Raw genomic sequence first — 25,259 nt, 5'->3', positions numbered from 1 at the left:
ACGCGTTGGCCAGCGGTTGGCGTGCCGGGCCCTGGGGCACGGGCCGGGCATGACCGTCACCGACCCGGACGTCCCGGACCCGCTCAACGACCCCCGCACCCTGCAGGCCGACCCGGGCGCCTACGGCGAGGGCGAGGACCTCGCCTCCGCCCAGGACGACCCCGTCGCCAGCGGGGAGGAGGAGCTGGCCGCCGGGCGCGCGGACGCCGACGACGCCGGTGGGCGGGACGTTCCCGGCGAAGCCGCGTCGTCCGCCTGAGACGGATCGGTCCGTTTCACACCGCTCGGTCGGGGAATGTGAGCCGCACCACATCCCCTGAGACGAGGAGGTCATGATGGCTACCGGTGAGACCGGGTTCGAGGACGTCGCGTACGACCTGATCTCAGTCCAGTACCACTCGCTCAAGGCAGGGCACGACTACGGCCAGTACGTCCGGGACGCGGACAACGCCGGGCTGAAGGACATCGCGGACTTCTTCCGCGAGGTCATGGAGCAGGACTCGGCGCGCGCGAAGCGGTGCCACGAGTTCCTGCGGAAGATCTCCGGCACCGACCAGGGCGGCCCCGCCACCCGGTAACAGGAGCAGGACCCCTCCAGGGCCCCCTCGGGGTGCCCCTGGAGGGGCGCTACCGGGCGCAGCTGTCGTCGGTGCAGCCGTCGGCGGCGGGCACCGTCTGCAGCGGGTTCGCCTCAGCCCACGCGCGCTCGAGCAGCTGTAGCAGCAGCTCCGCCGGCTGGGCGCCGGCCGCGCCGTACTTCCGGTCGACGACGAAGAAGGGGACGCCGGTCGCGCCGAGGGCCTGCGCCGTCCGGGCGTCCTGGCCGACGGCGTGCCGGTACCGGCGGTCGGCCAGCGCCGCGCGCACCTCGGCCTCGTCCAGGCCCACCTCGACGGCGAGCGGAACGAGCGCGTCGACGTCGAACACCGACCGCCGCTCCTCGAAGTGGGCGTGCAGCAGCCGCTCCTTCATCGCGCCCTGCAGCCCGTGCTCCGCAGCGAGGTGGATGAGCTCGTGCGCGAGCAGGGTGTTCCCGCTCAGCCCCTCGGCCAGGTCGTAGTCGAGGCCCTCCGCGGCGGCGATCTCCTCGACGCGCTGCTGCATGTCCCGCATCTCCTCGACGCTGCGCCCGTACTTGGCGGCCAACGCCGGCAGTGTCGGGTGCGTCTGGCCCTCGGGCACCGTGGGGTCCAGCTGGTAGGAGCGCCAGACGACCTCGACCGCGTCGCGGTGCGGGAACCGCGCCAGGGCGGTCTCCAGCCGGCGCTTGCCGATGAAGCACCACGGGCAGACGACGTCGGACCACACCTCGATGCGCACGGAAGCAGCCAACCCGGCGCCCGCGCGGGTCATTCCGGGCCTGCTCGTCAGCGCACCCCGACGAGGTCGACGACGAAGACCAGCGTCGCGCCGGGCTTGATGACCCCGCCCGCGCCGCGGTCGCCGTAGGCCTTGTGCGCCGGGATGGTCAGCCGCCGGCGGCCGCCCACGCGCATGCCGGCGATGCCCTCGTCCCAGCCCTGGATGACCATGCCGACCCCCAGCCGGAACTCCAGCGGGTCCCCGCGGTCCCAGGAGGCGTCGAACTGCTCGCCGCCCTCGTGGGTGACGCCGACGTAGTGCGCGCTCACCAGGTCACCGGCCTTCGCCTCGGCCCCCTCACCGACGACGAGGTCCTCGATCACCAGGTCGGCGGGCGCGGGGCCGGTCGGCGGCTCGACGTCGGGGCGGGTGAGCTCGGCCATCGGTTCTCTCCTCGGGTGGCGCTCGAACGGACCCGCCCATCCAAACAGCGGTTCCCGCGGGCCGCCGTCCGGGCTACCTTCCGGCGGCGTGATCGACCACCTGGGACTGCAGGTCGCGGACGTCGCCGTCGCCGCGGCGTTCTACACGAGGGTCTTCGGACCGATCGGCCTGCGCGAGGCGATGCGCCACGAGACGCCGAACGGCGCGGTCGTGGGGTTCTGCGGCCCCGACGGGCACCCGCAGCTGTGGCTGAGCCTGCTGGCCGAGGGCGCCGACCGCCCGGTGCACCTCGCGCTGACGGCGCCGTCGCGGGCGGCGGTCGACGAGGTGTTCGCCCTCGCGCGGGAGGCCGGCGCGGAGGTGCTGCACGAGCCGCGGATCTGGCCGGAGTACCACCCCGGCTACTACGGCGCGTTCTTCCGCGACCCGGACGGCAACAACGTCGAGGCGGTGCACCACACCCTGCCGCCGGGACCGCCGCCGCAGGACTGACGGCGTGCGGCACCCCGCCCGCCGTGCTGGGCTGGGGCCGTGCCCGAGCAGCCCCCGTGGTGGACCCGCGCCGTCGTCTACCAGATCTACCCGCGCTCGTTCATGGACTCCGACGGCGACGGGATCGGTGACCTCGGCGGCGTGCTCCAGCGCCTGGACCACCTGGCCGACCTGGGCGTCGACGTGGTCTGGCTCTCCCCGGTCTACCCGTCGCCGCAGGCCGACAACGGCTACGACATCAGCGACTACCAGGACGTCGATCCGCTGTTCGGCAGCCTGGCGCAGCTCGACGAGCTGATCGCCGCGCTGCACGGGCGCGGGATGAAGCTGGTGATGGACCTCGTGGTCAACCACACCAGCGACGCGCACGCCTGGTTCGTCGAGGCGCGGTCGTCGGTGGACTCGCCCAAGCGGGACTGGTACTGGTGGCGGCCGCCGCGCGCCGGCATGGCGGCCGGGGCGCCGGGGGCGGAGCCGACCAACTGGCACTCGTTCTTCTCCGGCCCCACGTGGACGCTCGACGAGGCCAGCGGCGAGTACTACCTGCACCTGTTCGACCGCCGGCAGCCCGACCTCAACTGGGAGAACCCGGAGGTCCGGCAGGCGGTCCACGCGATGATGCGGTGGTGGCTCGACCGCGGGGTCGACGGGTTCCGCATGGACGTCATCAACCTGATCAGCAAGGACGTCGGCCCGGACGGCGAGCTGCACGACGGTCCCCCGCTGCCGGGGCTGCCGTACGGCGACGCGACGGCGTCGGTGGTGTGCGGCCCGCGGATCCACGAGTTCCTGCAGGAGATGCACCGCGAGGTCTTCGCCGGCCATCCCGAGCAGCTGCTGCTGGTCGGCGAGATGCCCGGGGTGACCGTGGAGGAGGCCCGGCTGTTCACCGACCCGGCGCGCGCCGAGGTGGACATGGTCTTCCAGTTCGAGCACGTGGGGCTGGACTTCGACGGCAGCAAGTTCTCCCCCCGGCCGCTGCGGCTGACCGACCTCAAGGCGTCGTTCGGCCGCTGGCAGGCCGGGCTGGCCGACGTCGGCTGGAACTCGCTCTACTGGGACAACCACGACCAACCGCGGGCGGTCTCCCGGTTCGGCGACGACTCGCCCCGGTACCGGCGCGACTCGGCCACCTGCCTGGCCACCCTGCTGCACCTGCACCGGGGGACGCCGTACGTCTACCAGGGCGAGGAGATCGGGATGGCCAACGCCCCGTTCCCCTCGCTGGACGGCTTCCGGGACGTCGAGTCGCTCAACCACTTCGCGCAGGCCGTCGCGCACGGGGCGGACCCGGAGACCGTGCTGGCCGCGATGCGGCGCATGGGCCGGGACAACGCCCGGACCCCGGTGCAGTGGGACGGCACGCCGTCGGCCGGCTTCAGCACCGGCACGCCGTGGATCGCGGTCAACCCCGACCACGCGGAGTGGAACGCGGCGGCGCAGCGCGGCGACCCGCACTCGGTGTTCGCCCACCACCGGCGGCTGATCGAGCTGCGGCACGAGTCGGCGGTGGTCGCGCTCGGCGACTTCACCATGCTGCTGCCGGAGCACGAGTCGGTGTACGCGTTCACCCGCTCCCTGGACGGCGAGACGCTGCTGGTCGCCTGCAACGTGAGCGGGCACGAGCACCGGCTCGCCGAGCTGCTCCCGCAGGCGGTGGACGGGCTCCTGGTGCTGGGCAACCTGCCGGACGACGACCCCGCCGTCCTCCGCCCCTGGGAGGCCCGGGTGCTTCGGGTCAGCTGAAGCGCTGCTGCAGGTGCACGGCGGCGGACGGGTGGCCGTCGATCGTGCCGCCGACCTGCCTCACGCCGGCGGGCCTCGCGCCGGTGGGCCTCGCGCCGGCGGGCTTCATCCCGGCGTGCCGACCTCCTCGGCCGGGCGCCGGTCGAGGGGATGGGCTAGCTCGTCGGCGGGCAGCCGGGCGGCGAGGACCGCGATCGCGGCGAGCACGGGGGGCACGAGCCCGGCGACGAGGAAGGTCGCGGTGAGCTCGATCAGCTCGCTGACCGGCCCGGCCAGCGCCATCGACAGCGGCATGAACGCCGTGCTCACGAAGAAGTCGAGGCTGGAGACGCGGCCGAGCAGCGCCGGCGGCACCCGGCGCTGCAGCAGCGTGCCCCAGATGACCATGCCGGCCTGCATGGTGGCGCCGGTGACCAGCCCGGCGCCGATCATGACGGCCAGCTCGGTGGTGAGGCCGAAGACCACCAGCGGGACGCAGCCGAGGCCCCACAGCAGGTTCATCACCGTGAGGTAGCGCCGCGGCAGCCGCAGCGAGGCGACGGTCAGCGACCCGGCCGCGCCGCCGGCGCCGAACGCCGCCAGCACCAGCGCGTGCTCGAACGGGCCGCCGCCCGCGCGGTCCCGGATCGCGAACGGGGTCAGGACCTCGAACGGGCCGATCATCACCAGCAGCATCAGCGAGGCGAACAGCAGCGTGGCCAGCAGCCAGGGCGTGCGCACCATGTAGCGGAAACCCTCGGCCATGTCGGTGACGAGCCCGCGCACCGGGTGACCGCCTCCCCGTTCGCGGCGAACCTCCGTCGCGGGGAGCAGCGCCACGCACCCGGCCGCGCCGAGCGCCGCCGCCCCGCTGAGGGCGAGGGCGACGCCGGGGCCGGTCGCGGCGATGAGCGCGCCGGCGACGGCCGGGCCGGTGGCCTGGTACAGCACCGGGCGCATCGTGCCCTCGAGCCCGTTGGCCGCGAGCAGCTGGTCCTCGGGCAGCAGCGCCGGGACGAGCGCGGAGTAGGCGGGGTAGTAGACGCCGTTGGCCAGCCCGCAGGCGAGCGCGACAGCGGCCAGCTGCCACAGCGCCAGCAGGCCGGTCAGCGACAGCGTCGCGACCAGGGCGGTGCCGAGGGTCTGGACCAGCGCCACGGCCAGCAGGATGTGCCGCTGGGGAAGGCGGTCGGCGAGCGCGCCGCCGAGCAGCGTGCTGGCCAGCATGCCGCCGGCGCTCAGCGCGCTGACCAGCGAGAGCTCGGCCGGACCGCCGTCCAGCGCGACCACCTGCCAGATGGTCGCGACCGCGAAGGTGCTGTTGGTGAGCAGGCTGAAGCCGAGGGACGCGGCCAGCAGCCGGTACCGGGGGTGGCGCAGCGGGGCGAGCGCGCGGGGCAACCCGGCCATCGCCCTCCCCCGTCGTCCGTGCGTGCCGCCGTCGCGATCGGCTGCTCGATCGCGCTGCTGCCCTCGACCGTCGTCGCCGGCCGGGCGCCCTACCAGTGTGGCCCGGTGGTGCAGCCGTTCCCGCCGTGCGGTTGCGTGCCGACGCGAGCCGCCACCCCTCCCCGGCTCTGCCTGTCCCCATGGCCCGATGCGGCCTACGGTCGACCCGCACGCGCTGGCCGGGCCGGCTCCGGCGCCGGCCGGCACCCCGTCGCGGCGGAGGGCTGGGGGATGGCCACGTTCGTGCTGGTGCACCCCGCCTGGCTCGGGGGCTGGTGCTGGCGGAAGCTCACCCCGCTGCTGCGCGGACGAGGGCACGAGGTGCTCACGCCGACGCTCACCGGGCTCGGCGAGCGGGCGCACCTGCTCGACCACGGGATCGACCTGCTGACCCACGTCGAGGACGTCGTCAGCGTGCTGACCTACGAGGACCTCGACCGGGTCGTGCTGGTCGCCAGCAGCTCCGGGGGCGCGGTGGCCACCGGGGTCGCCGATCGGGTGCCGGAGCGCGTGGCCGAGGTCGTCTACCTGGACGCCTTCGTGCCGGAGGACGGCCAGTGCGTGTTCGACCTGGTCGCTCCGGAGCGGCGCGCGGCGATGGAGGAGCTCGTGGCCACCGAGGGCGACGGCTGGCTGCTGCCCCGGTTCGCGCCGCCGCCGTGGCCGGAGGTCCTGTCCCGGCTCTGGGGGATCACCGCCCCCGAGGACATCGCGTGGGCGGAGCCGCGGCTGCGGGCCACCCCCGTCGGTCACTTCACCCGCCCGCTGCACCTGGGCGACGCCGTCTCGGACCTGCCGCGGTCCTACGTGCGGTGCACCCGCTTCCCGCACGCGGGGTTCGACCGGAGGGCGCAGCGGGCGGCGGGGACGCCGGGGTGGCGGCACCGCAGCCTCGACTGCGGGCACATCGCCTACGTCTCCCGGCCCGACACGGTCGCCGCAGTCCTGCTCGACCTGGTCGGCAGCGACCGGTGACCGCGCCGGGTGCTCAGCGGGGGCCGCGCTCCTGCGCCAGCCGGACGTAGTGCTCGACGGCGGCCGGGTCGTCGACCGCGCCGACGTTGAGCGCCTTCTCCGGGTCGACGCCCTGGAACAGCCGCTTGAGCGGCACCTCCAGCCGCTTGCCGGTGCGGGTGTGCGGGACGCCGGGGGTGGCGATGACCTCGTCGGGCACGTGCCGCGGGCTGGCGTGCGCGCGGATCTCGCCCTTGATCCGGGCGACCAGCTCGTCGGTCAGCTCCGTCCCCGGCGCCAGCTTGACGAACAGCGGCATCCAGTAGCCGCCGTCCCGCTGCTCGACGCCCAGGACGACGCAGTCCACGACCTCGGGGATCGCCTCGACGGCGGCGTAGATGTCCGCCGTCCCCATGCGGACGCCGCCACGGTTGAGGGTGGAGTCCGAGCGGCCGGTGATCAGGCAGGTGCCGCGCTCGGTGATCTCCATCCAGTCGCCGTGCCGCCAGACCCCGGGCCACGGTTCGAAGTAGGACTCGCGGTAGCGGGCACCGCCGGGGTCGTTCCAGAAGTACAGCGGCATCGACGGCATGGGCTCGGTGATCACGAGCTCACCGAGCTCGCCGACGACCGGCTCCCCCTGCTCGTCCCACGCGGCGGCGGCGACCCCGAGCATCGGCCGCTGCAGCTCCCCGGCGGTCACCGGGAGGTGCAGCGTGCTGCCGACGAACCCGGTGGCGACGTCGGTGCCGCCGGAGAGGGAGCCGAGGAAGACGTCCGGGCGGACCGCGTCGTAGACCCAGTGGAACGCGGCGGCCGGCAGGGGCGACCCGGTCGAGCCGATGAACCGCAGCGCGGAGAGGTCGTGCGTCTCCCCCGGCCGGATGCCGGCCTTCTCGCAGGCGGTGAGGTACCCGGCGCTGGTGCCGAGGTAGGTGAGCCCCGTCTGTGCGGCGATGGCGAACTGGGCGTCGACCGACGGATGGGCCGGGGCGCCGTCGTGGACGACCACCGTGGCGCCGCAGAGCAGCGCCGACGTGGCGATGTTCCACATGATCCAGGCGGTGGAGGCGTACCAGTAGAACCGGTCCCCCGGCCCGACGTCGCCGTGCAGGGACAGCTGCTTGCGCTGCTCGAGGGTGATCCCACCGTGGCCGTGCACGATGCCCTTGGGCAGCCCCGTGGTGCCCGACGAGTAGACGATCCAGAGCGGGTGGTCGAAGGGCACCTGCTCGAACTCCGGCTCCCGCTCCTCCGCCACGGCCTCGGCCCACGGCACGGCGCTCATCGGCACCTCGTCGGGGAAGAGCCGGGGGACGGCGATGGTCGTCCGCACGCCGGGCAGGGCGCTGCGGAGCTCGGTGACGACGTCGCGGCGGTCGTACTCCTTGCCGTTGAAGCGGTAGCCGTCGACGGCGACCAGCACGGTGGGCTCGATCTGGGCGAACCGGTCGAGGACGGCGCGGGTGCCGAAATCGGGCGCGCACGAGGACCAGACGGCGCCGACGGCCGCCGTCCCGAGGAAGGCGACGACCGCCTCCGGGACGTTGGGCAGGTACCCGGCGACCCGGTCGCCGCGTTGGACGCCGAGCCGGCGGAGGGTCGCGGCGAAGGCGCCGACCCGGCCGCGCAGCGTCGCCCAGGCGAGCTCGACGGGCTCCCGGTCCTCGGCGACGGCGATCAGCGCCGGGGAGTCGGCGGGCACGGTGCCGTCGTCGCCCGCTCGCAGCGCCTGCTCGGCGTAGTTGAGGGTGACGCCGGGGAACCAGACCGCACCGGGCATCTCGCGGTGGGGGATGACCTGGTCGTCCGGCACGTCGGGCAGCACCCCGGTCCACCCGGCGACGTCGGCCCAGAACTGGTCGAGGTGCTCGACCGACCAGCGCCAGATGGCGTCGTAGTCCGGCGGATCGCCGAAGTCGAGCCCGCGCCGCTGGGCGACCCAGCGGGCGAACTCGGCGAGCCGGGTCGCCCGCATCGACTCCGGCGTCGGGCGCCACAGGACGGCAGGCTCGCCAGGCGTGTTCCCAGTCACACCTGCACCCTGCCATTCCGGTTCTCCGGCGGCCCGTGCGCGCACGCGGGTGCCGCCCTCGAGCAGGGCGGACGGGGACGGGATGCGTTCGATCACGGGTTCGATCATGCGACCGCCGGAACGGCCCTCACCAGCGGAGACGCCACCTGTGGACGACGGGCGGGGGTGTGGAGCGAGCGGGTCCACGACCAGCGGTCACGGCGTGGACACAGCATCATGGGCAGCGATGACCGAACCCGCGCCGGACGAGCACAACGTCCTCGGTGGACCGCTGGAGCCGTGCGGCACCGAGCCGATGACCGGCTTCTACCGGACCGGCGTGTGCAGCAGCGGCCCGGAGGACGTGGGCAGCCACACCGTCTGCACGGTCGTCTCGGCCGAGTTCCTGGAGCTGCAGCAGAGCCTCGGCAACGACCTGATCACCCCCCGCCCGGAGTACGGGTTCCCGGGTCTGCGCCCGGGCGACCGCTGGTGCGTCGTCGCCGTACGGTGGCTGCAGGCCTACCAGGCGGGCGCGGCGGCCGGGGTCGTCCTGGCGGCGACGAACGCGCGGGCCCTGGAGATCGTCCCCATCGAGGCGCTGCGCCAGCACGCGGTCGACGTCCCGGACGACATCAGCGGCCTCGACTGACCGACGGAAAGAGGAGAGACATGAGCGACCTGCTGGACCTGCCCCTCACGACGCTCCAGGGCGAGGAGACGACCGTCGGTGCCCTGACCGGCGGCGGTGCGGCGCTCGTCGTCAACGTGGCCAGCCGCTGCGGTCTCACGCCGCAGTACACGCAGCTCGAGGCGCTGCAGCGGGAGTACGGCCCGCGCGGGTTCACCGTCGTCGGCGTCCCGTGCAACCAGTTCGCCGGGCAGGAGCCGGGCACGAGCGAGGAGATCGCCGGGTTCTGCTCGACCACGTACGGCGTCACCTTCCCGATGACCGAGAAGGTGGAGGTCAACGGGCCGGACGCGCACCCGCTCTTCCAGCGGCTGACCGGAGCCCCGGATCCCGCGGGGACCGCCGGCGACGTGCAGTGGAACTTCGAGAAGTGGCTGCTGGACGGTGACGGGGAGGTGGTCGCCCGGTTCCGGCCGACCACGCAGCCCGACGCCCCGGAGGTGCGGCAGGCGATCGAAGCCGTGCTCGACCGGTGAGCAGCCCGGGCGCCGACCTGCACTTCTGGTTCGACCCCGTGTGTCCCTTCGCGTGGCTGACCAGCAGGTGGGTGCGCACCGTCGCCGCGCGGCGCGACTACACCGTCGAGTGGCGGCTCATCTCGCTGCGGCTGCTCAACCGGCACGTCGACTACACCGCCCGGTTCCCGCCCGAGTACGAGGCCGGGCACACCGCCGGGCTCCGGCTGCTGCGCGTCGCAGCCCGCGCCCGGGCCGAGCACGGACCCGCCGTCCTCGGCCCCCTGTACGCCGCGATGGGTGCGCGGATCTTCGAGTCCGACCACGTCCCGGACGAGGCCGAGCGGGGGCGTGCCGCGCTCGTCGAGCCGGTGCTCGCCGACGCCGGCCTCCCGGCCGACCTGGCCGACGCGCTCGACGACGACCGCTACGACGCGGAGATCCAGGCCGACACCGACGAGGCGCTGCGGCTCACCGGCGAGGACGTCGGGACGCCGATCCTGCACTTCCAGCCCCCCGACGGCGCCGCGTTCTTCGGCCCGGTCATCAGCCGGCTGCCGGACGAGGACGCCGCCGAGGAGCTGTGGGACCACGTCGTGGGCCTGGCCCGCTTCCCCGGGTTCGCCGAGCTGAAGCGGAGCCTGCGCGAACGGCCCCAGCTGCCCGCGTTCGGCGTCCGGCCGGGCGAGGTGGGGATCCAGGAGGACTGGCACGGCGGCAGCCGCCGCCCGCACGGGTAGCCGCCGGCACCGCTGGCGACCACGTCCGGGGCACTCGCCCGACCGTCAGCTCCCGCGCGCGGCCTCCGGCAGCTAAGGTGAGGCTAACCTCGCCGTCTGCCCGTCCCTGGAGCCGCTCGTGTCCTCGACGACCGACGCCGCTCCTCGCAGCGCCGGGACGGCGGCGACCGGCCGGCAGCGCGGTCTCCTGGAGGCCCGCAGCGCCCGGCTGACCGGCGTGCTCCTGCTCGCGGTCCTCGTCGTCGTCGCCGCCGCCCTCAGCATCGCGGTCGGCACCCACGGCATCGGCCTCGGCACGGTGTGGCAGGCCCTCACCGACTCCGGGCTGACCAGCGAGGAGGCGGTGATCGTGCGCGAGCTGCGGATGCCGCGCACCGCGCTCGGGCTCCTCGTCGGGCTCTCCCTCGGCGTCGCGGGCGCCCTCACCCAGGGCCACACCCGCAACCCGCTGGGCGACCCCGGCCTGCTGGGTGTCACCGCGGGCGCCTCCCTCGGCGTCGTCCTCGCCATCTGGCTGTTCGGCGTCGGCACCCCGGCCGGCTACGTCTGGTTCGGCTTCATCGGCGCGCTGCTCGGCACGGTGGCCGTCTTCGCCCTCGGGTCGGTCGGCCGCGGCGGCGGCACCCCGGTCACCCTGGCGCTGGCCGGCGCGGCGCTCACCGCGCTCCTGTACGCCCTGGTCCGCGCCATCCTGGTCACCGACACCAACAGCCTCGACAGCTTCCGCTTCTGGGTGGTCGGCGCGCTCGCCGGCCGCGGCGCTGACGTGGCCTGGCAGGTCGCGCCGTTCATCGCCGCCGGCCTGGTGCTCGCCCTGGTCAACGCCCCCGCGCTCGACCTGCTCGGCCTCGGCGAGGACGTCGCCCGCGGCCTGGGCCAGCGGGTCTGGCTCGCCCGGCTCGTCGGCCTCGGTGCGGTCACCCTGCTGTGCGGCGCGGCCACCGCCGCCTGCGGGCCGATCGCCTTCGTCGGGCTGGTCGTCCCGCACGTCGTCCGCGCCTTCACCGGCCCCTCGCACCGCTGGCTGGTCCCCTGCTCCGGACTGCTGGGCGCCGCCTTCCTGCTGCTCGCCGACGTCGTGGGACGGGTGGTCGTCCGCCCGGGCGAGCTGCAGGTCGGCATCGTGCTGGCCCTGGCCGGTGCGCCGTTCTTCATCGCGCTGATCCGCCGCCGCCGGCTGGCCGGCCCGTGACCGCCACCGCGGAGCGGGTCGCCCAGCCCGGGGAGACCGTCGTCCGCGTCGGACCCGTCTCCGGCCGGGTCCGGTGGCGGCAGCTGGTCGTGCCGGCCGGCGCGGCGGCGGTCGTCGTCGTCCTGGGCGCGACCAGCCTCGGCCGGGGTGACTTCCCGATCGGCGTCGGCGACGTACTCGCGACCCTCGTGGGCCTCGGCGAGGCGAGCCAGCGGTTCATCGTCCTGGAGCTGCGGGCGCCGCGGATCGTCGTCGGGGCGCTGGTCGGCCTGGCCTTCGGGGTCGCCGGCGCCCTCTTCCAGACCTTCGCCCGCAACCCGCTGGCCTCCCCCGACATCCTCGGGATCACCCAGGGCGCGTCGGTCGGCGCGGTGGCGGCGATCGTCCTGGGCGGGACGTCGGGCGCCGCCGGCCTGCTCGGCGGCCTCGGCATCCCGCTGGCCGCCCTGGTCGGCGCGCTGCTCACCGGGCTGCTGCTGTTCGTGCTGGCCTGGCGGCGCGGGGTGGACGGCTACCGGCTCGTGCTCGTCGGCATCGCGCTGTGGGCGGTCGCCTCCGCGCTCACCGACTGGCTGCTCACCCGCGCCGAGATCTACGACGCCGCCTCCGCCTACGTCTGGATCACCGGCTCGCTCAACTCCCGCACCTGGGACCAGGCCCTCCCCCTCGCGCTGTCCCTCGCCGTCCTGCTCCCCCTCGCGCTGGGCTGCAGCCGGGCCCTCGGGGTGTTGCAGTTCGGCGACGACACCGCGCGCGGGCTCGGCGTCCGGCTCGGCCCCACCCAGGCCGCGGTCGTCCTCGTGGCCGTCGGGCTCACCGCCTCCGCCGTCGCCGCCGCGGGACCGATCTCCTACGTCGCGCTCGTCGTCCCGCAGATCGCCGTCCGCCTCACCGGCGGCTCGCGGCCGCCGCTGCTGGCCTCCGGCCTGCTCGGCGCGGCCCTGGTCGTCGGCGCGGACCTGCTGACCCGCACCGTCCTGCCCGAGGCGCTGCCCGTCGGCATCCTGACCGCCGTCGTCGGCGCGCCGTACCTGCTCTGGCTCCTCATCCGCGGAAGGAGGCGATCCACGCTGTGACCAGCACCCTGCCCGAGACGCCGACCACGGGAACCGGGAGGGTCCGTCTCGCCGCCGAGTCGGTCAGCCTCGCCTACGACGAGCGCGTCGTCGTCCACGACCTGGACCTGCAGCTGACCGACGGGTCGTTCACCGCGATCGTCGGCCCCAACGGCTGCGGCAAGTCCACGCTGCTGCGCGCGCTGGGCCGGCTGCTCCGGCCGGCCGGCGGCCAGGTGCTGCTCGACGGCCAGGCCATCCAGAAGACGCCGACCCGCGAGGTGGCCAAGGTGCTCGGGCTGCTCCCGCAGACGCCGGTGGCGCCCGAGGGACTCACCGTCGGCGACCTGGTCGCCCGCGGCCGGCACCCGCACCAGTCGTGGCTCGAGCAGTGGTCGCGGGGGGACGAGGCCGCCGTCGCCGAGGCGCTGGCCTGGACCGACATGTCCGACCTCGCCGACCGCCCCGTCGACGCGCTCTCCGGCGGCCAGCGGCAGCGGGCCTGGATCTCGATGGCGCTGGCCCAGGGCACCGACCTGCTGCTGCTCGACGAGCCGACCACCTACCTGGACCTGTCCCACCAGATCGACGTGCTGGAGCTGGTCGAGCGCCTGCACACCGAGCGGGGCCGGACCGTCGTCGTGGTCCTGCACGACCTCAATCTCGCGGCCCGCTACGCGCAGCGGCTGGTGGCCATGAAGGACGGCGTCCTGGTCGCCTCCGGCACGCCGGGCGAGGTGCTCACCGAGCAGCTGCTGGCCGACGTCTTCGACCTCGAGGCCCGCGTCGTGCCCGACCCGGTCGCCGGGACCCCGATGGTCGTCCCGGTCCGCCGGCTGCGGTGAACGCCGGCGCGCGCCCTAGGAGGCGACGCCCTCTCGCCAGTAGCCCATGAACGCCACCGCGCCGCGGGGCACCCCGAGGTCGCCCACGAGGTGCCGGCGCAGCTGCTTGACCACGCCCGCCTCGCCGGCCAGCCAGGCGTAGCAGCCGGCGGCGGCGTCGCCCTCGGAGACCTCCCAGAGCGGCTCGGTGTCGACGTCGACGTCCTCCGGAGCCGCGGCCGGCGCGGCCACCACCCCCAGCTCGCTCAGCGTGGCCCGCACCGCCGGCACCAGCAGCGACCCGCGCGCGGCGTCCTCCCGGGCGAGCCAGCGCACGCTCACCCCGGGGGGCAGCACGAGGTCCACCGCATCGCCGGTCTCGGGCACCTCGAGCAGCGCGATCACCGCCCGGGGGCCGGCCGCCAGCGACTCGAGGATCGCGCAGACCGCCGGGACGGCGGTCTCGTCGCCGGCCAGGAGCAGGGTCCGCGCCCGGGCGGGCGGGGACCACTCGACGCCCCACATCCGCCCGCGGCCGGGCCGGTCGGGGCCCAGCACGACGACGCGGTCGCCCGGGACCGCCGTCGCCGCCCACCGGGCCGCCGGCCCGGCGTGCCCGTCCGCCACCCCGTGCAGGACCAGGTCGACGTCGATCTCGGCCAGGTCGGGGCGGGCCGCCCGCACGGTGTAGGTGCGGATGTGCGGTCGCTCGTCCTCGGCCATCGCGCAGTACTCGGGGTACCAGGCCGAGCCGTGCGCGATGAGCCGGCGCAGCGCGGCCGCGTCGCCGCCCAGGACCAGCTTGAACCGCTGGTCGTCACCGGCGAGGCCGAAGCCGGTCAGCTCCGGGCCGGTCAGCGTGACGCGCACGAAGCTCGGGCCCAGCCGGCGGACGGCGGCGACCCTGACGTCGAAGAACTGCCACTCGGGGGCGGTCGCGACCTGCGACTGCGCGGTGAGCGTCACGCGGAGGCTCCGATCTCGCGGCAGGACAGCCCCTTGCGCCATCCAGGTAAGGCAAGGCTAACCTGACACGCCGGTCCAGGGGAACACCCCTGCGCCCCCGACGAGCGAGGAGATCCCGTTGCACCGCATGTCGCGCCGCCTGATCGGCGCCTCCCTCACCCTGGCCGCGGTGCTCGCGGCCGCCGGCTGCGCCGGCGCGGCCGGCACCAGCGCCTCGGGAGAGGGTGGCTGGGAGTTCACCGACGACATGGGCACCACCGTCGAGCTGGACGAGACGCCGACGCGGATCGCCGGGCTCAACGACGTCGTCGCCTCGCTCTGGAACTACGGCATCGAGCCGGTCGCCGCCTTCGGCCAGACCTCGGCGCAGGACGACGTCGCCTTCGAGGGCAGGGACCTCGGCGACCTGGAGATCCTCGGCGAGAACTATGGCCAGATCGACCTCGAGCAGCTGGCCGCGGCCGACCCCGACATCATCGTCACCTCGGTCTACCCGACCGACGCCTCCGGCACCCTGGACGAGACCCAGCCGCTCTACGGCTTCGAGTCCCTCGAGCAGCAGGAGCAGGTCGCCCGGATCGCCCCGGTCGTCGCGATCGCCTACCGCGGCTCGGCGGCCGACGTGATCGAGCGGACCGTCGAGTTCGCCGAGTCCCTCGGCGCCGACGGCGGGGTGATCGACGCGGCCCGGGAGGACTTCGACGCGGCGTCGCAGACCCTCACCGAGGCGGCCGCGAGCGGGGTGACCGTGCTGCCGGTGTACGCCACCGTCGCCGACGGCTGGTGGATGAACAAGGCCGCCGACGACCCCTCGCTGCACCTCTACCAGGACCTCGGTGTCCAGTTCGTCGACCCGGGCGGCGACGGCTACTTCTGGGAGTCGGTCGGCTGGGAGGAGGTCCCCCGGTACCCGAGCGACGTCCTGCTCTACTCGCTGCGGTTCAGCATGACGCCGGAGGAGATCGCGGCGCAGCCGACCGCGACCCTGCTCCCGGCGGTGCAGGCCGGCCAGCTGTACCCGTGGAAGTACATCGGGATGGACCACGTCGCCCAGGCCGCCTACATGGAGGATCTGGCCGGCTACCTCACCGAGGCGCAGAAGGTCACCTGAGCGACGGGACGGCGTCGCGCGGGGAGGCTGCCCCTCCCCGCGCGGCGCCGCTCAGGAGGGCGCGACGGCCTGGGGCACCGCCGCCCGGACGGCCGTCGCCCGCGCGGTCTGGGCCAGCCCGATCCCCACGAGGACGACGAAGCCGCCGAGCACCTGCCAGCCACTGAGCACCTGCTCGACCCACAGCCAGGCCACGACCGACGCGAGCACCGGCTCCACGGTCGCCACCAGGCCGGCCGTCGTCGGCGACAGGTGCCGCAGCGCCGCGATCGACAGCCAGAACGGCACCATCGCCCCGAGGACGACGATCCAGGCGACCAGCGCCCACAGCGGCAGCTCGAGCGCGCCGATCGACAGCGGCACCGGCTCCGCCAGCAGCCCGGCGTCGAACTCCCACCACGGTGCCGCGATCGACCAGAACAGTCCGGCGGCGACGAAGCTCCAGCAGGTCAGGGCCACGGGGTCGCGGTTCACCGTGCCGCGCTCGCCCATCAGGTAGTACGTGGCCAGGCAGACCGCGGCGGCCAGCGCGGCGACCACGCCGAGCGGGTCCAGCGAGCCGCCGCCCCGCCAGACCTCGGCCACGAAGACCAGCCCGGACAGGGACAGCAGCAGCGCCGCCCACAGCCGGCTGCGCACCCGCTCGCCGCGCACCAGCCACACGTAGAGCGCGATCAGCACCGGCGCGGTCATCTCGAAGACCAGCGCGATGCCGACCGGCAGCCGGCCGATCGACACGTAGTAGAGGAACTGGGTGAGCGCGACGCCGACCACCCCGAAGACGGCGAGGAACGGCACCTCGCGCCGGGTGAGGCGCAGCCGCCGCGGCGCGGCGACCGCCAGGACGACGAGCAGCCCGACCGCCGCCCCGACGCAGCGCAGCGCGGTCAGCCGGGTCGGCGGCAGACCGGCCTGCAGCACCAGCGTCGACACCGTGCCGTTGACGGCGAAGAACCACGCGGCGGCGACGGTGGCGGCGTATCCGAGGGCGGGCCGGGGCACGTGGAGCAAAGTAGTCCCCGTATCCCCTCGTGCCCCCTACCGGCCGTCGGTGGCGCCGCCGCGTGCGTCCGGCCGACGCGGATCAGTCGATGCGCTGGGCCAGGTTCACGATGAACCCCTCGGGTCCGCGCACGGACGCCATGCGCCAGACGCCCTCGTACTGACCGACCCCGCCGACCAGGCGGTAGCCGTCCCCGGCGAGCCGGTCGAGGATCGCCTGGAGGTCGTCCACCTCGAACGTCACGTTGCGCAACCCCAGTTCATTCGGCACGGGGTCCGGCGAACCCGGTTCGGGGTCCGGCCGGATGAAGCTCGACAGTTCCAGCCCGGTTCCTCCGTCGGGCGGCCGCAGCACGACGACCTCGGTACGGGAGTCAGGGATGCCGATGACCGTGTCCAGGAACTCCCCTTCCAGCACCGTCCGGCCCTCGATCTCGAAGCCCAGCCCGACGAAGAAGTCCGTCACCGTGTCGAGATCTCTGACGGTGATGCCGACGTGATCGAAGCTCCGGATGGGCGACATGGGTGCGACCTCCTGTGTTCTTCCGCCAGGTCAGGTTCTCATCGGTGCGCTCGTCCGCGCCCCGCAACGGCCGCTCCCGTCGTCCGGAGGTCCCGGGCGGCCCTCTCGCAGCATGGACGCGGCCGGCGGCCGGAACTCATCGGCGCCCGTGTGCCCCTCCGGGGCACCGGGCACAGTCGGCTCGTGTCCCAGGAGTTCGATGCCCGGCCCCCCTGGTCGACCCGCCGCCGGCGCCTGCTCGCCGGGCTGGCGGGCGGCGTCGTCCTCGGCCTGCTCGGGTCCTGGGCGCTGCCGGGCGAGTACGGGGTGACGGCGCTCTTCCTCGCCGGCCTCTGCGGCTTCCTGCTGGTCGTGGCCCTGGTGGTGTTCGTCGCGATCCCCGGGCCGGACACGCTCGCCGAGCTGCTGCGCACGCCGCCGCTGGCCGGCGCCGTGCTGGTCGTCTCGGTGCTGCTCGTGCTCGCCAACCCCGCCGGCTCGCTGCGCTGGCTGTGGATCGTCGCCGCCGTGGCGGCGGCGGCGTGGACCGCCTTCGCCGTCTGGGCCACCCGCCACTCCTGAGCGGGGCGGCGGCAGACTGCCCGGCATGGACCTCCCCGCGGCGCTCTACGAGCCGGTGGACGGCGGCTACCGGGCCACCGCCCTGACGATCGGTCCCTGGGACCCCGGGCTGCAGCACGCCGGCCCGCCCGCCGCCCTGCTGGCCCGCGAGGCCGAGCGGGTGAGCGGCATCGACGGCGGGCAGACCGTTCGCCTGGCCTACGACATCCTGGGGCCGGTGCCGGTGGGCCCGGTGCAGGTGGCCGCCCGCCTGCTGCGGCCGGGGCGCCGCATCGAGCTGGTCGAGAGCACCCTCACCGCCGGCGGCGACCGGCCGCTCATGCGGCTGACCGCCTGGCGGGTGCGCACCGGGGAGACCGCGGGCACGCCGGAGCCGGGCGTGCCGCTGCCCGGGCCGGAGGGGAGCCGGCCGGAGACGGCGGACTTCTTCACCACCGACGTCGCCTACCACCGGGCGCTGGACTGGCGGTTCGCGCACGGCACCTTCAACGGCCCCGGCCCCGCGGCCGCCTGGACCCGGGCGCGGTGCACCCTGGTGGACGGCGAGCCGATGACCCCGCTGCAGCACCTGCTGGTCATGACCGACGCGGCCAGCGGGATCTCCGCCGTCCTGGACTGGACCCGCGCCACCTTCGCCAACGTCGACCTCTCCGTCGCGCTGGTCCGGCCGCCGTCCGGCGAGTGGGTCGGGATGGACGCCGTCACCACGATCGGGCCGGCCGGCGCCGGCCAGTGCTTCGCCGACCTCTACGACGTGACGGGGCGTGTCGGCCGGTCGAGCCAGTCGCTGTTCGTCGAGACCCGCTGACCGGGGCGGGTTGGCACCGTCGCGGGCGCGCGGGGAGGCTGGGGCGCGATGGAAGCGCTGAGAACACTCCTCGACTGGCTGGCCGGGCGGGGACTGGAGGTCGTCCTCATCGTCCTGGGCTCGGTCCTGCTGGCCCGGTTCGTCGCCTGGACCGGCACCCGGATCACCGATCGGATCGACGCCCAGTCCACCGGCGGGGACGCCCTGGTCCGCTCCGAGGCGGCCAAGCACCGGCACTCGCTGACCCAGGTGATCACCTGGACGCTGATCGTGCTGATCTACGCCATCGCGGTCTTCTTCGTCCTCGACCGCGCCGGCATCCCCATCGGCGGGCTGGTCGCGCCGGCGACCGTGCTCGGCGTCGGCCTCGGCTTCGGCGCGCAGCGGATCGTCGGTGACGTGCTGGCCGGGTTCTTCATCATCACCGAGCGGCAGTACGGCTTCGGTGACGTCGTCGCCATCCAGGTGGTCGGCGGCGGCGACGAGGCCAGCGGGACGATCGAGGACGTCACGCTGCGGGTCACCCGGCTGCGCTCGCCCAACGGCGAGGTGATCACCCTCCCGAACGGGCAGATCGTCAAGGTCACCAACCTCTCCCGCGACTGGGCCCGCGCCGTCGTCGACGTCCCGGTGCCGACGACGATCGACGTCAACCGGGTCAACGAGGTCCTGCGCGAGGTCGGGGCCGAGGCCTTCCGCGACCCGCTCATGCGGCCGTTGCTGCTCGACCCGCCCAGCGTGATGGGCGTGGAGACCCTCGACCTCGAGCAGGTCAACGTCCGCCTGGTGGCCCGCACGCTGCCCGGCAAGCAGTTCGAGGTGGGCCGTGACCTGCGCGCCCGGATCGTCCTGGCGCTGCACCGCGAGGGCATGAACCTGCCGACGCCGACGTCCCCCCTGCCCCCTGAGGACGCCCGGACCGGCTCCGGGGACGGCGCCCGGTGACGCGGCCCGACGACGGCCGGCCGACGCCACCACCCCCGCCCACGTCCACGTCCACGCCGACGCCGACGACCCCGGCGGCGAACACGCCCTCGGTGAGGACCTCGCCACCGGCCGGCGGGACGCGGCGCTGGTGGTCGTTCGTCCCCCACCACCTGGGCCGCGCCCGCACCTCGACCCTCGTGCTGGGCCTGCTCTTCATCGCCTTCCTCGCGCTCTACCTCTCCGTGCGGCCGGAGGTCACCGCCGCCGGCACGAGCGCCCCGGTCGACAGCTCCACGCCGGCGCCGCAGGCCCCGGTCCCGGCCGAGCCCACGGAGCCGGCGGAGACGACCGCTCCCGCCGAGACCACCGAGCCGACGCCGACCCCGACGACCGCACCGACCGGTCCGACGACGACCGAGGCACCGGCGGGCGGGACGACCGAAGTCCCTGCGGAGACGACCGGGCCGGGCACGACCCCGGCCGAGCCGACGACGGCGCCGGCCCCCTCGACCACGCCGCCGGCGGACGCCCCGACCCCGTGACGGTCGCCACCACCGCGCGAGGACCAGGCACCTCGGCGCGCCGGGCCCGCCCTCCGCAGGGCAAGATCAGCACCCCGCGTCTCGATCGTCGAGGTGCACCCGGAGGAGGAACACGCGTGGCCATCCGATCCCTGACCCGGCCCGGGCGGGCCGCCGTCGCGACCGCCGCCGTGCTGACCCTCGTGCTCGCCGGCTGCGGGGACGACTCCGGCGGGGACGGCGGCAGCGGTGGGGACGCCGGCGCCGGCCCCACCGGCGAGCCGCTGCCGAGCGTCGAGGCCGACGACGCGCTCGCCGCGCTCGTGCCGGCGGAGGTGGCCGAGGACGGCGTCCTGACCGTCGGCAGCGACACCAGCTACGCGCCCAGCGAGTTCATCGCCGAGGACGGCGAGACGATCGTCGGCTTCGACGTCGACCTGTTCAGCCTGGTCGCGCAGAAGCTCGGGCTGGAGGCACGGTTCGAGACCGCCGACTTCGGCTCGATCATCGCCGGCGTGGGCTCGGGCCGGTACGAGGTGGGCGTCTCCTCGTTCACGATCAACCCCGAGCGGCTGCAGCAGGCCACCATGATCAGTTACTACTCGGCCGGCACCCAGTGGGCCACCAAGGCCGGCAACCCCGAGGGCGTCGACCCCGACAACGCCTGCGGGCTGACCATCGCGGTGCAGCGGGCCACCGTGCAGGTCGACGACATCACCGCCCGCTCGGAGGCGTGCGAGGCGGCCGGCGAGGAGCCGATCACGATCAACCAGTACGACCTGCAGAGCGACGCCACCGCGGCGATCGTCTCCGGTGCCGCCGTCGCCGGGCTGGCCGACTCCCCGGTCATGGCCTACGCCGTCCAGCAGACCGGCGGCCAGCTGGAGCTGCTCGGCGACATCTACGAGGCCGCGCCGTACGGGTACGTCGTCCCGCTGGAGGCGACGGAGTTCGCGCAGGCGATCGCCGACGCTCTCAGCGCCCTGATCGAGGACGGCACCTACACCGAGGTCCTCGAGCGCTGGGCCGTGGAGGACGGCGCCATCGACGCCCCGACGGTGAACCCCGCCGTCGGCTGACGAGGGCACCACACCCATGGCCGCCGAGGCCCCCGGCACCACCCGGCCGGCGCCGCCCGGACGCATCGAGGCGGTGCCGGTCCGGCACCCCGGACGGTGGATCGCCACCGCCGTCATCGCGGTGCTGGTGGCGATGTTCGTCCACATGCTGGCCACCAACCCGGTGTTCCAGTGGGACTTCATGCTCGACAACATGTTCAGCCCGCCGGTGCTGCGGGGGGCCCGGACGACGCTGATCATGACCGTCCTGGCGATGGTGCTGGGCGTGCTGCTCGGCATCGTCCTCGCGGTGATGCGGCTGTCGCCCAACCCCGTCGTCTCGGGCGCGGCGTGGACCTACATCTGGCTCTTCCGGGCGGTCCCCCGGATCGTCCTGCTCTTCTTCGTCGCGAACCTCGGCGCCCTCTACGCCACCTACGAGTTCGGGTTCCCCTTCGACCGGCAGCTCATGGACCTGTTCGGGTTCGACGCGGACCTGCGCCTGTTCGGCCTGAACGGCAACCAGATCTTCGCCGGGTTCACCGCGGGCCTGATCGGCCTCGTGCTCTCCGAGGGCGCCTACATGGCCGAGATCGTGCGGGCCGGGATCCAGTCGGTCGACCCGGGCCAGAACGAGGCCGCCTCCGCCCTGGGGATGAGCCGCGGCAAGACCATGCGCCGGATCGTGCTGCCGCAGGCGATGCGCGTCATCATCCCGCCGACCGGCAACGAGACGATCGCGATGCTCAAGGACACCTCGCTGCTCATCGCCGTCCCGGTGACGACGGAGCTCAACTTCCAGCTGCGGGCGATCGGCAGCCGGACCTTCCAGATCATCCCGATGGCCGTGGCCTCGATCCTCTGGTACGTGGCGCTGGCCAGCCTGCTGATGATCGGCCAGTACTTCCTGGAGCGGCGGTTCAACCGGGGCTTCGGCAGCCGGGAGACGCGGGCGCAGCGGGCCGCCCGCGAGGCCCGCGAGGTCGGGGGCCAGAAGTGACCGGGGACGGACAGCCGATGGTCCGGGCCGAGGGCGTGCGCAAGTCCTTCGGTCAGGTCGAGGTGCTCAAGGGCATCGACCTGGAGGTCGCCGCCGGCGAGGTGGTCTGCGTGATCGGCCCCTCCGGCTCGGGGAAGTCGACGTTCCTGCGCTGCATCAACCACCTGGAGAAGATCGACGCCGGCCGGCTGTGGGTGAACGGGCACCTGGTCGGCTACCGCGAGCACGGCGGCAAGCTGCACGAGCTGCCCGACCGGCAGGTCGCTGCCCAGCGCCGCGACATCGGCATGGTCTTCCAGCGGTTCAACCTCTTCCCGCACATGACGGCGCTGGAGAACGTCGTCGAGGCACCCACCCAGGTGAAGGGCGTGCGCAAGGCGGAGGCCCGCCGGCGGGGCGTCGAGCTGCTGGAGCGGGTGGGCCTCGGCGACCGGGTGCACAACTACCCGAACCAGCTCTCCGGCGGCCAGCAGCAGCGGGTGGCGATCGCCCGGGCCCTGGCGATGGAGCCGCAGCTCATGCTCTTCGACGAGCCGACGTCCGCGCTGGACCCGGAGCTCGTCGGCGAGGTCCTCGACGTCATGCGGGGGCTCGCCGGGTCGGGGATGACGATGGTCGTCGTCACCCACGAGATGGGCTTCGCCCGCGAGGTCGGCGACTCCCTGGTCTTCATGGACGACGGCGTGGTCGTCGAGGCCGGCGACCCGCGGCGCGTGCTCGGCGACCCCCAGCACGCCCGCACCCGGGCGTTCCTCTCCAAGGTGCTCTAGGGCCGGCCTCCGCCGCCTGACCGGCCCCGATGCGCCTGGGGCCCCTGTGCCGGGTGTGCTCCCGTCTGCATAAGATCGCGTCTGGCTCACGAGAGGCAGTGCGAAGCACCTGGCTGGCTGCCCGGCAACCTCGACTCCGTCCGAGGTGCTCCAGGGGAAGAGCCGGCCGGTCGGCGCCCGCCGTCCGGCAAGGACGGAGGTCCTCGCGCGCCGCGGGGTCTCCCGATGAGAGGAGACCGGCGCATGCCCGACCCCCAGAGCTGGAGCTTCGAGACCCGGCAGATCCACGCCGGCACGAGCCCCGACCCGACCACCGGGGCCCGTGCCCTGCCGATCTACGCCACCACCGCCTACCAGTTCCGCGACGCCCAGCACGCCGCGGACCTGTTCGCGCTGGCCGAGATGGGCAACATCTACACCCGGATCATGAACCCGACGCAGGACGCGCTGGAGCAGCGCGTGGCCTCGCTGGAGGGCGGCGTCGCGGCGCTGGCGGTGTCGAGCGGGCAGTCCGCCACGACCCTGGCGCTGCTCAACATCGCCGAGTCCGGCGACCACGTCGTCGCGTCCGCCTCGCTCTACGGCGGCACGTACAACCTGCTGCACCACTCGCTGCCCAAGCTCGGCGTCACCGTCTCCTTCGTCGAGGACCCCGACGACCCGGAGAACTGGCAGTCGCTGGTCCAGGAGAACACCAAGGCCTTCTTCGGCGAGACGATCGGCAACCCCAAGGGCGACATCCTCGACATCAGCGCGGTGTCGGAGGTGGCGCACCGCAACGGCGTCCCGCTGATCGTCGACAACACGATCGCCACCCCGTTCCTCATCCGGCCGATCGAGTTCGGTGCCGACGTCGTCGTGCACTCGGCGACCAAGTACCTGGGCGGGCACGGCACGGTGATCGCCGGGCTGATCGTCGACGCCGGCAACTTCACCTGGACCGGCGGGAAGTTCCCCGGCTTCACCGAGCCCGACCCGACCTATCACGGCGTCGTCTACGCCGACCTCGGCGCGCCGGCGTACGCGCTCAAGGCACGGGTGCAGCTGCTGCGGGACCTCGGCCCGGCGATCTCGCCGTTCAACGCCTTCCTCGTCGTGCAGGGGATCGAGACGCTGTCGCTGCGCATGGAGCGGCACGTGGCCAACACCCAGCGGGTCGCGGAGTTCCTCGAGGCGCACGACTCCGTCGACCGGGTCAACTACCCGGGGCTGGCGTCGTCCCCGTGGCACGCCGCGCAGCGGAAGTACGCGCCGCGCGGCGCCGGCGCCGTCCTCACCTTCGAGCTGCACGGCGGGGTCGAGGCCGGCAAGCGGTTCGTCGACGCGCTGGAGCTGCACAGCCACGTGGCCAACATCGGCGACGTGCGCAGCCTGGTCATCCACCCGGCGTCGACGACGCACTCGCAGCTGACCGCCGAGGAGCAGCTGACCACCGGCGTCACCCCCGGCCTGGTGCGGCTGGCGGTCGGCCTGGAGGGGATCGACGACATCCTCGCCGACCTGGAGGCCGGCTTCCGCGCCGCGAAGTCCGCCGAGTGAGAAGGACGTCCTGACGTGAGCGGGGCCCGGGTCGCCCCCTGGGCCCCGCCGCGCCCGGGCGGCTGGCGCGAGGGGGACCCGGTCGGCGACCGGCGCTTCCTCGACCTGCCCGGTCCGCTCGGGCTGGACCGCGGCGGGTCGCTGCCGGCGGTCCGGGTGGCCTACGAGACGTGGGGGACGCTCGCGCCCGGCGGGGGCAACGCCGTCCTGGTCGAGCACGCGCTCACCGGCGACAGCCACGTCGTGGGCCCGCCCGGCCCGGGCCACCCGACGCCGGGCTGGTGGGACGGGCTCGTCGGGCCCGGGGCGCCGCTGGACACCGACCGGCTGTTCGTCGTCTGCGCCAACGTCCTCGGCGGCTGCCAGGGGACGACCGGCCCCTCGTCCCCGGCCCCGGACGGCGCCCCGTGGGGCGCGCGCTTCCCCGCCGTCACCGTGGGCGACCAGGTGCGGGTGGAGGCCGCGCTGGCCGACGCCCTCGGCATCGACCGGTGGACGGCGGTGCTCGGTGGCTCGATGGGTGGCATGCGGGCGCTGGAGTGGGCGGTCGGGCTGCCCGACCGGGTCGGAGCGCTGTTCTTCCTCGCCTCCGGTGCCGCCGCGACCGCCGACCAGATCGGCACCCAGACCACCCAGCAGGCCGCCGTCCGTGCCGACCCGGCCTGGGCCGGCGGGGACTACCTGCCCGGCCCCGGACCGGTCGACGGGCTCGGCGTCGCCCGGCGGATCGCGCACCTGACCTACCGCAGCGGCGGGGAGCTGGAGGAGCGCTTCGGCACCGCGGTGCAGGGCGACGGCCGGTACGCGGTCGCCTCCTACCTGGACCACCACGCCGGCAAGCTCGCCGCCCGGTTCGACGCCGGCAGCTACGTGGTGCTGACCGAGGCGATGAACTCCTGGGACGTCGGCCGCGACCGGGGCGGGGTCGAGGCGGCGCTGTCCCGGGTCACCGCGCGGGCGGTGGTGGCCGGCGTGGACAGCGACCGGCTGTACCCGCTCGCGCTCCAGCAGCTGGTCGCCGACGGCCTCGGCGTCCCGCTGCGGGTGCTCTCCTCGCCGTACGGCCACGACGGGTTCCTCATCGAGATCGACGCCGTGGGTGCGCTGGTGCGGGAGCTGCTGGCCGGCTGAGCTGC

28 protein-coding genes and 1 riboswitch are annotated in these 25,259 nt (G+C 74.4%); of the genes, 21 read left to right on the top strand and 7 right to left on the bottom strand.

Annotated elements, in window-relative coordinates:
- Positions 1 to 49: 49 nt before the first annotated feature.
- Together MY520_RS18770 and MY520_RS18765 are read left to right on the top strand one after the other, a co-directional pair.
- Positions 50 to 259 carry a hypothetical protein gene (locus tag MY520_RS18770; RefSeq protein ID WP_436694083.1) on the top strand — a complete coding sequence of 70 codons (210 nt, stop codon included), beginning with the start codon at positions 50 to 52 and terminating at the stop codon, positions 257 to 259.
- Positions 260 to 335: 76 nt separating this feature from the next.
- Positions 336 to 578, top strand: a complete 243-nt coding sequence (locus MY520_RS18765; RefSeq protein WP_436694082.1) for an acyl carrier protein — start codon at positions 336 to 338, stop codon at positions 576 to 578.
- Between the two features lie 49 nt (positions 579 to 627).
- Here MY520_RS18765 and MY520_RS18760 read toward each other — a convergent pair whose 3' ends face one another.
- Together MY520_RS18760 and MY520_RS18755 are read right to left on the bottom strand one after the other, a co-directional pair.
- Positions 628 to 1,320 (bottom strand): DsbA family oxidoreductase, encoded by a 693-nt coding sequence (locus MY520_RS18760; RefSeq protein WP_436694081.1) that lies wholly within the window; start codon positions 1,318 to 1,320, stop codon positions 628 to 630.
- Positions 1,321 to 1,367: 47 nt separating this feature from the next.
- Complete coding sequence (locus tag MY520_RS18755) at positions 1,368 to 1,745, bottom strand: FKBP-type peptidyl-prolyl cis-trans isomerase (protein WP_436694080.1); 378 nt, start codon at positions 1,743 to 1,745, stop codon at positions 1,368 to 1,370.
- Between the two features lie 88 nt (positions 1,746 to 1,833).
- On the opposite strand from MY520_RS18755, the gene MY520_RS18750 reads away from it, so the two are divergent.
- Together MY520_RS18750 and MY520_RS18745 are read left to right on the top strand one after the other, a co-directional pair.
- The gene (locus MY520_RS18750; protein WP_436694079.1) at positions 1,834 to 2,238 is read left to right on the top strand and encodes a VOC family protein; all 405 of its coding nucleotides are present in this window, start codon (positions 1,834 to 1,836) and stop codon (positions 2,236 to 2,238) included.
- Between the two features lie 39 nt (positions 2,239 to 2,277).
- On the top strand, positions 2,278 to 3,984 hold the full coding sequence (locus tag MY520_RS18745) for a glycoside hydrolase family 13 protein (RefSeq protein WP_436694078.1): 1,707 nt from the start codon (positions 2,278 to 2,280) through the stop codon (positions 3,982 to 3,984).
- A 105-nt stretch (positions 3,985 to 4,089) separates the two neighbouring features.
- Here the strand turns inward: MY520_RS18745 and MY520_RS18740 are convergent, their stop codons facing one another.
- On the bottom strand, positions 4,090 to 5,373 hold the full coding sequence (locus tag MY520_RS18740) for an MFS transporter (protein WP_436694077.1): 1,284 nt from the start codon (positions 5,371 to 5,373) through the stop codon (positions 4,090 to 4,092).
- Between the two features lie 270 nt (positions 5,374 to 5,643).
- Here MY520_RS18740 and MY520_RS18735 point away from each other — a divergent pair, with 270 nt between their 5' ends.
- Positions 5,644 to 6,387 carry an alpha/beta fold hydrolase gene (locus tag MY520_RS18735; RefSeq protein ID WP_436694076.1) on the top strand — a complete coding sequence of 248 codons (744 nt, stop codon included), beginning with the start codon at positions 5,644 to 5,646 and terminating at the stop codon, positions 6,385 to 6,387.
- Positions 6,388 to 6,400: 13 nt separating this feature from the next.
- Here the strand turns inward: MY520_RS18735 and MY520_RS18730 are convergent, their stop codons facing one another.
- Complete coding sequence (locus tag MY520_RS18730; protein WP_436694075.1) at positions 6,401 to 8,401, bottom strand: acetoacetate--CoA ligase; 2,001 nt, start codon at positions 8,399 to 8,401, stop codon at positions 6,401 to 6,403.
- A 226-nt stretch (positions 8,402 to 8,627) separates the two neighbouring features.
- Between MY520_RS18730 and MY520_RS18725 the strand changes: the two genes are divergently transcribed.
- From MY520_RS18725 to MY520_RS18700, 6 genes are all read left to right on the top strand, one after another.
- The gene (locus MY520_RS18725; protein ID WP_436694074.1) at positions 8,628 to 9,032 is read left to right on the top strand and encodes a DUF2237 family protein; all 405 of its coding nucleotides are present in this window, start codon (positions 8,628 to 8,630) and stop codon (positions 9,030 to 9,032) included.
- A gap of 20 nt (positions 9,033 to 9,052) precedes the next feature.
- On the top strand, positions 9,053 to 9,547 hold the full coding sequence (locus tag MY520_RS18720; RefSeq protein WP_436694073.1) for a glutathione peroxidase: 495 nt from the start codon (positions 9,053 to 9,055) through the stop codon (positions 9,545 to 9,547).
- Positions 9,544 to 10,266, top strand: coding sequence for a mycothiol-dependent nitroreductase Rv2466c family protein (locus tag MY520_RS18715; RefSeq protein ID WP_436694072.1), 723 nt, complete (start codon positions 9,544 to 9,546; stop codon positions 10,264 to 10,266). Before MY520_RS18720 ends, MY520_RS18715 begins: the two co-directional genes overlap by 4 nt.
- Positions 10,267 to 10,384: 118 nt before the next feature.
- The gene (locus MY520_RS18710) at positions 10,385 to 11,458 is read left to right on the top strand and encodes a FecCD family ABC transporter permease (RefSeq protein ID WP_436694071.1); all 1,074 of its coding nucleotides are present in this window, start codon (positions 10,385 to 10,387) and stop codon (positions 11,456 to 11,458) included.
- Complete coding sequence (locus MY520_RS18705) at positions 11,455 to 12,534, top strand: FecCD family ABC transporter permease (protein WP_436694070.1); 1,080 nt, start codon at positions 11,455 to 11,457, stop codon at positions 12,532 to 12,534. Before MY520_RS18710 ends, MY520_RS18705 begins: the two co-directional genes overlap by 4 nt.
- Positions 12,531 to 13,358 carry an ABC transporter ATP-binding protein gene (locus MY520_RS18700; protein ID WP_436694069.1) on the top strand — a complete coding sequence of 276 codons (828 nt, stop codon included), beginning with the start codon at positions 12,531 to 12,533 and terminating at the stop codon, positions 13,356 to 13,358. Before MY520_RS18705 ends, MY520_RS18700 begins: the two co-directional genes overlap by 4 nt.
- A gap of 15 nt (positions 13,359 to 13,373) precedes the next feature.
- On the opposite strand, the gene MY520_RS18695 is transcribed toward MY520_RS18700, so the two are convergent.
- Positions 13,374 to 14,303 (bottom strand): siderophore-interacting protein, encoded by a 930-nt coding sequence (locus MY520_RS18695; RefSeq protein ID WP_436694068.1) that lies wholly within the window; start codon positions 14,301 to 14,303, stop codon positions 13,374 to 13,376.
- A 127-nt stretch (positions 14,304 to 14,430) separates the two neighbouring features.
- Here MY520_RS18695 and MY520_RS18690 point away from each other — a divergent pair, with 127 nt between their 5' ends.
- Positions 14,431 to 15,414, top strand: a complete 984-nt coding sequence (locus MY520_RS18690) for an ABC transporter substrate-binding protein (RefSeq protein ID WP_436694067.1) — start codon at positions 14,431 to 14,433, stop codon at positions 15,412 to 15,414.
- 51 nt (positions 15,415 to 15,465) lie between these two features.
- Here MY520_RS18690 and MY520_RS18685 read toward each other — a convergent pair whose 3' ends face one another.
- A complete protein-coding gene (locus MY520_RS18685) occupies positions 15,466 to 16,416 on the bottom strand; it encodes an EamA family transporter (protein ID WP_436694066.1) in 951 nt (316 codons plus the stop codon).
- An 82-nt stretch (positions 16,417 to 16,498) separates the two neighbouring features.
- Positions 16,499 to 16,939: a VOC family protein gene (locus MY520_RS18680; RefSeq protein ID WP_436694065.1), complete on the bottom strand. Its 441-nt coding sequence runs from the start codon at positions 16,937 to 16,939 to the stop codon at positions 16,499 to 16,501.
- Positions 16,940 to 17,122: 183 nt separating this feature from the next.
- Here MY520_RS18680 and MY520_RS18675 point away from each other — a divergent pair, with 183 nt between their 5' ends.
- The 9 genes from MY520_RS18675 to metX all read left to right on the top strand — a co-directional run bounded on the left by MY520_RS18675 (position 17,123) and on the right by metX (position 25,254).
- On the top strand, positions 17,123 to 17,500 hold the full coding sequence (locus MY520_RS18675; protein ID WP_436694064.1) for a hypothetical protein: 378 nt from the start codon (positions 17,123 to 17,125) through the stop codon (positions 17,498 to 17,500).
- A gap of 25 nt (positions 17,501 to 17,525) precedes the next feature.
- Positions 17,526 to 18,308: a thioesterase family protein gene (locus tag MY520_RS18670; RefSeq protein ID WP_436694063.1), complete on the top strand. Its 783-nt coding sequence runs from the start codon at positions 17,526 to 17,528 to the stop codon at positions 18,306 to 18,308.
- A 48-nt stretch (positions 18,309 to 18,356) separates the two neighbouring features.
- The gene (locus tag MY520_RS18665) at positions 18,357 to 19,253 is read left to right on the top strand and encodes a mechanosensitive ion channel family protein (protein ID WP_436694062.1); all 897 of its coding nucleotides are present in this window, start codon (positions 18,357 to 18,359) and stop codon (positions 19,251 to 19,253) included.
- Positions 19,254 to 19,345: 92 nt separating this feature from the next.
- Positions 19,346 to 19,777, top strand: a complete 432-nt coding sequence (locus MY520_RS18660; protein WP_436694061.1) for a hypothetical protein — start codon at positions 19,346 to 19,348, stop codon at positions 19,775 to 19,777.
- 116 nt (positions 19,778 to 19,893) lie between these two features.
- Positions 19,894 to 20,835 carry an ABC transporter substrate-binding protein gene (locus tag MY520_RS18655; RefSeq protein ID WP_436694060.1) on the top strand — a complete coding sequence of 314 codons (942 nt, stop codon included), beginning with the start codon at positions 19,894 to 19,896 and terminating at the stop codon, positions 20,833 to 20,835.
- 16 nt (positions 20,836 to 20,851) lie between these two features.
- The gene (locus MY520_RS18650) at positions 20,852 to 21,814 is read left to right on the top strand and encodes an amino acid ABC transporter permease (RefSeq protein ID WP_436694059.1); all 963 of its coding nucleotides are present in this window, start codon (positions 20,852 to 20,854) and stop codon (positions 21,812 to 21,814) included.
- Positions 21,811 to 22,584: an amino acid ABC transporter ATP-binding protein gene (locus MY520_RS18645; RefSeq protein WP_436694058.1), complete on the top strand. Its 774-nt coding sequence runs from the start codon at positions 21,811 to 21,813 to the stop codon at positions 22,582 to 22,584. Before MY520_RS18650 ends, MY520_RS18645 begins: the two co-directional genes overlap by 4 nt.
- Before the next feature lie 84 nt (positions 22,585 to 22,668).
- Positions 22,669 to 22,784, top strand: a riboswitch (SAM riboswitch).
- Between the two features lie 43 nt (positions 22,785 to 22,827).
- Positions 22,828 to 24,123, top strand: a complete 1,296-nt coding sequence (locus MY520_RS18640; protein ID WP_436694057.1) for a bifunctional o-acetylhomoserine/o-acetylserine sulfhydrylase — start codon at positions 22,828 to 22,830, stop codon at positions 24,121 to 24,123.
- A gap of 15 nt (positions 24,124 to 24,138) precedes the next feature.
- Positions 24,139 to 25,254 (top strand): homoserine O-acetyltransferase MetX, encoded by a 1,116-nt coding sequence (gene metX / locus MY520_RS18635; protein ID WP_436694056.1) that lies wholly within the window; start codon positions 24,139 to 24,141, stop codon positions 25,252 to 25,254.
- Positions 25,255 to 25,259: the final 5 nt, after the last annotated feature.

Source organism: Geodermatophilus sp. CPCC 205506 (assembly GCF_051383635.1).
Taxonomy (GTDB): domain Bacteria; phylum Actinomycetota; class Actinomycetes; order Mycobacteriales; family Geodermatophilaceae; genus Geodermatophilus.
This window is presented reverse-complemented; position numbering and strand designations above follow the sequence as displayed.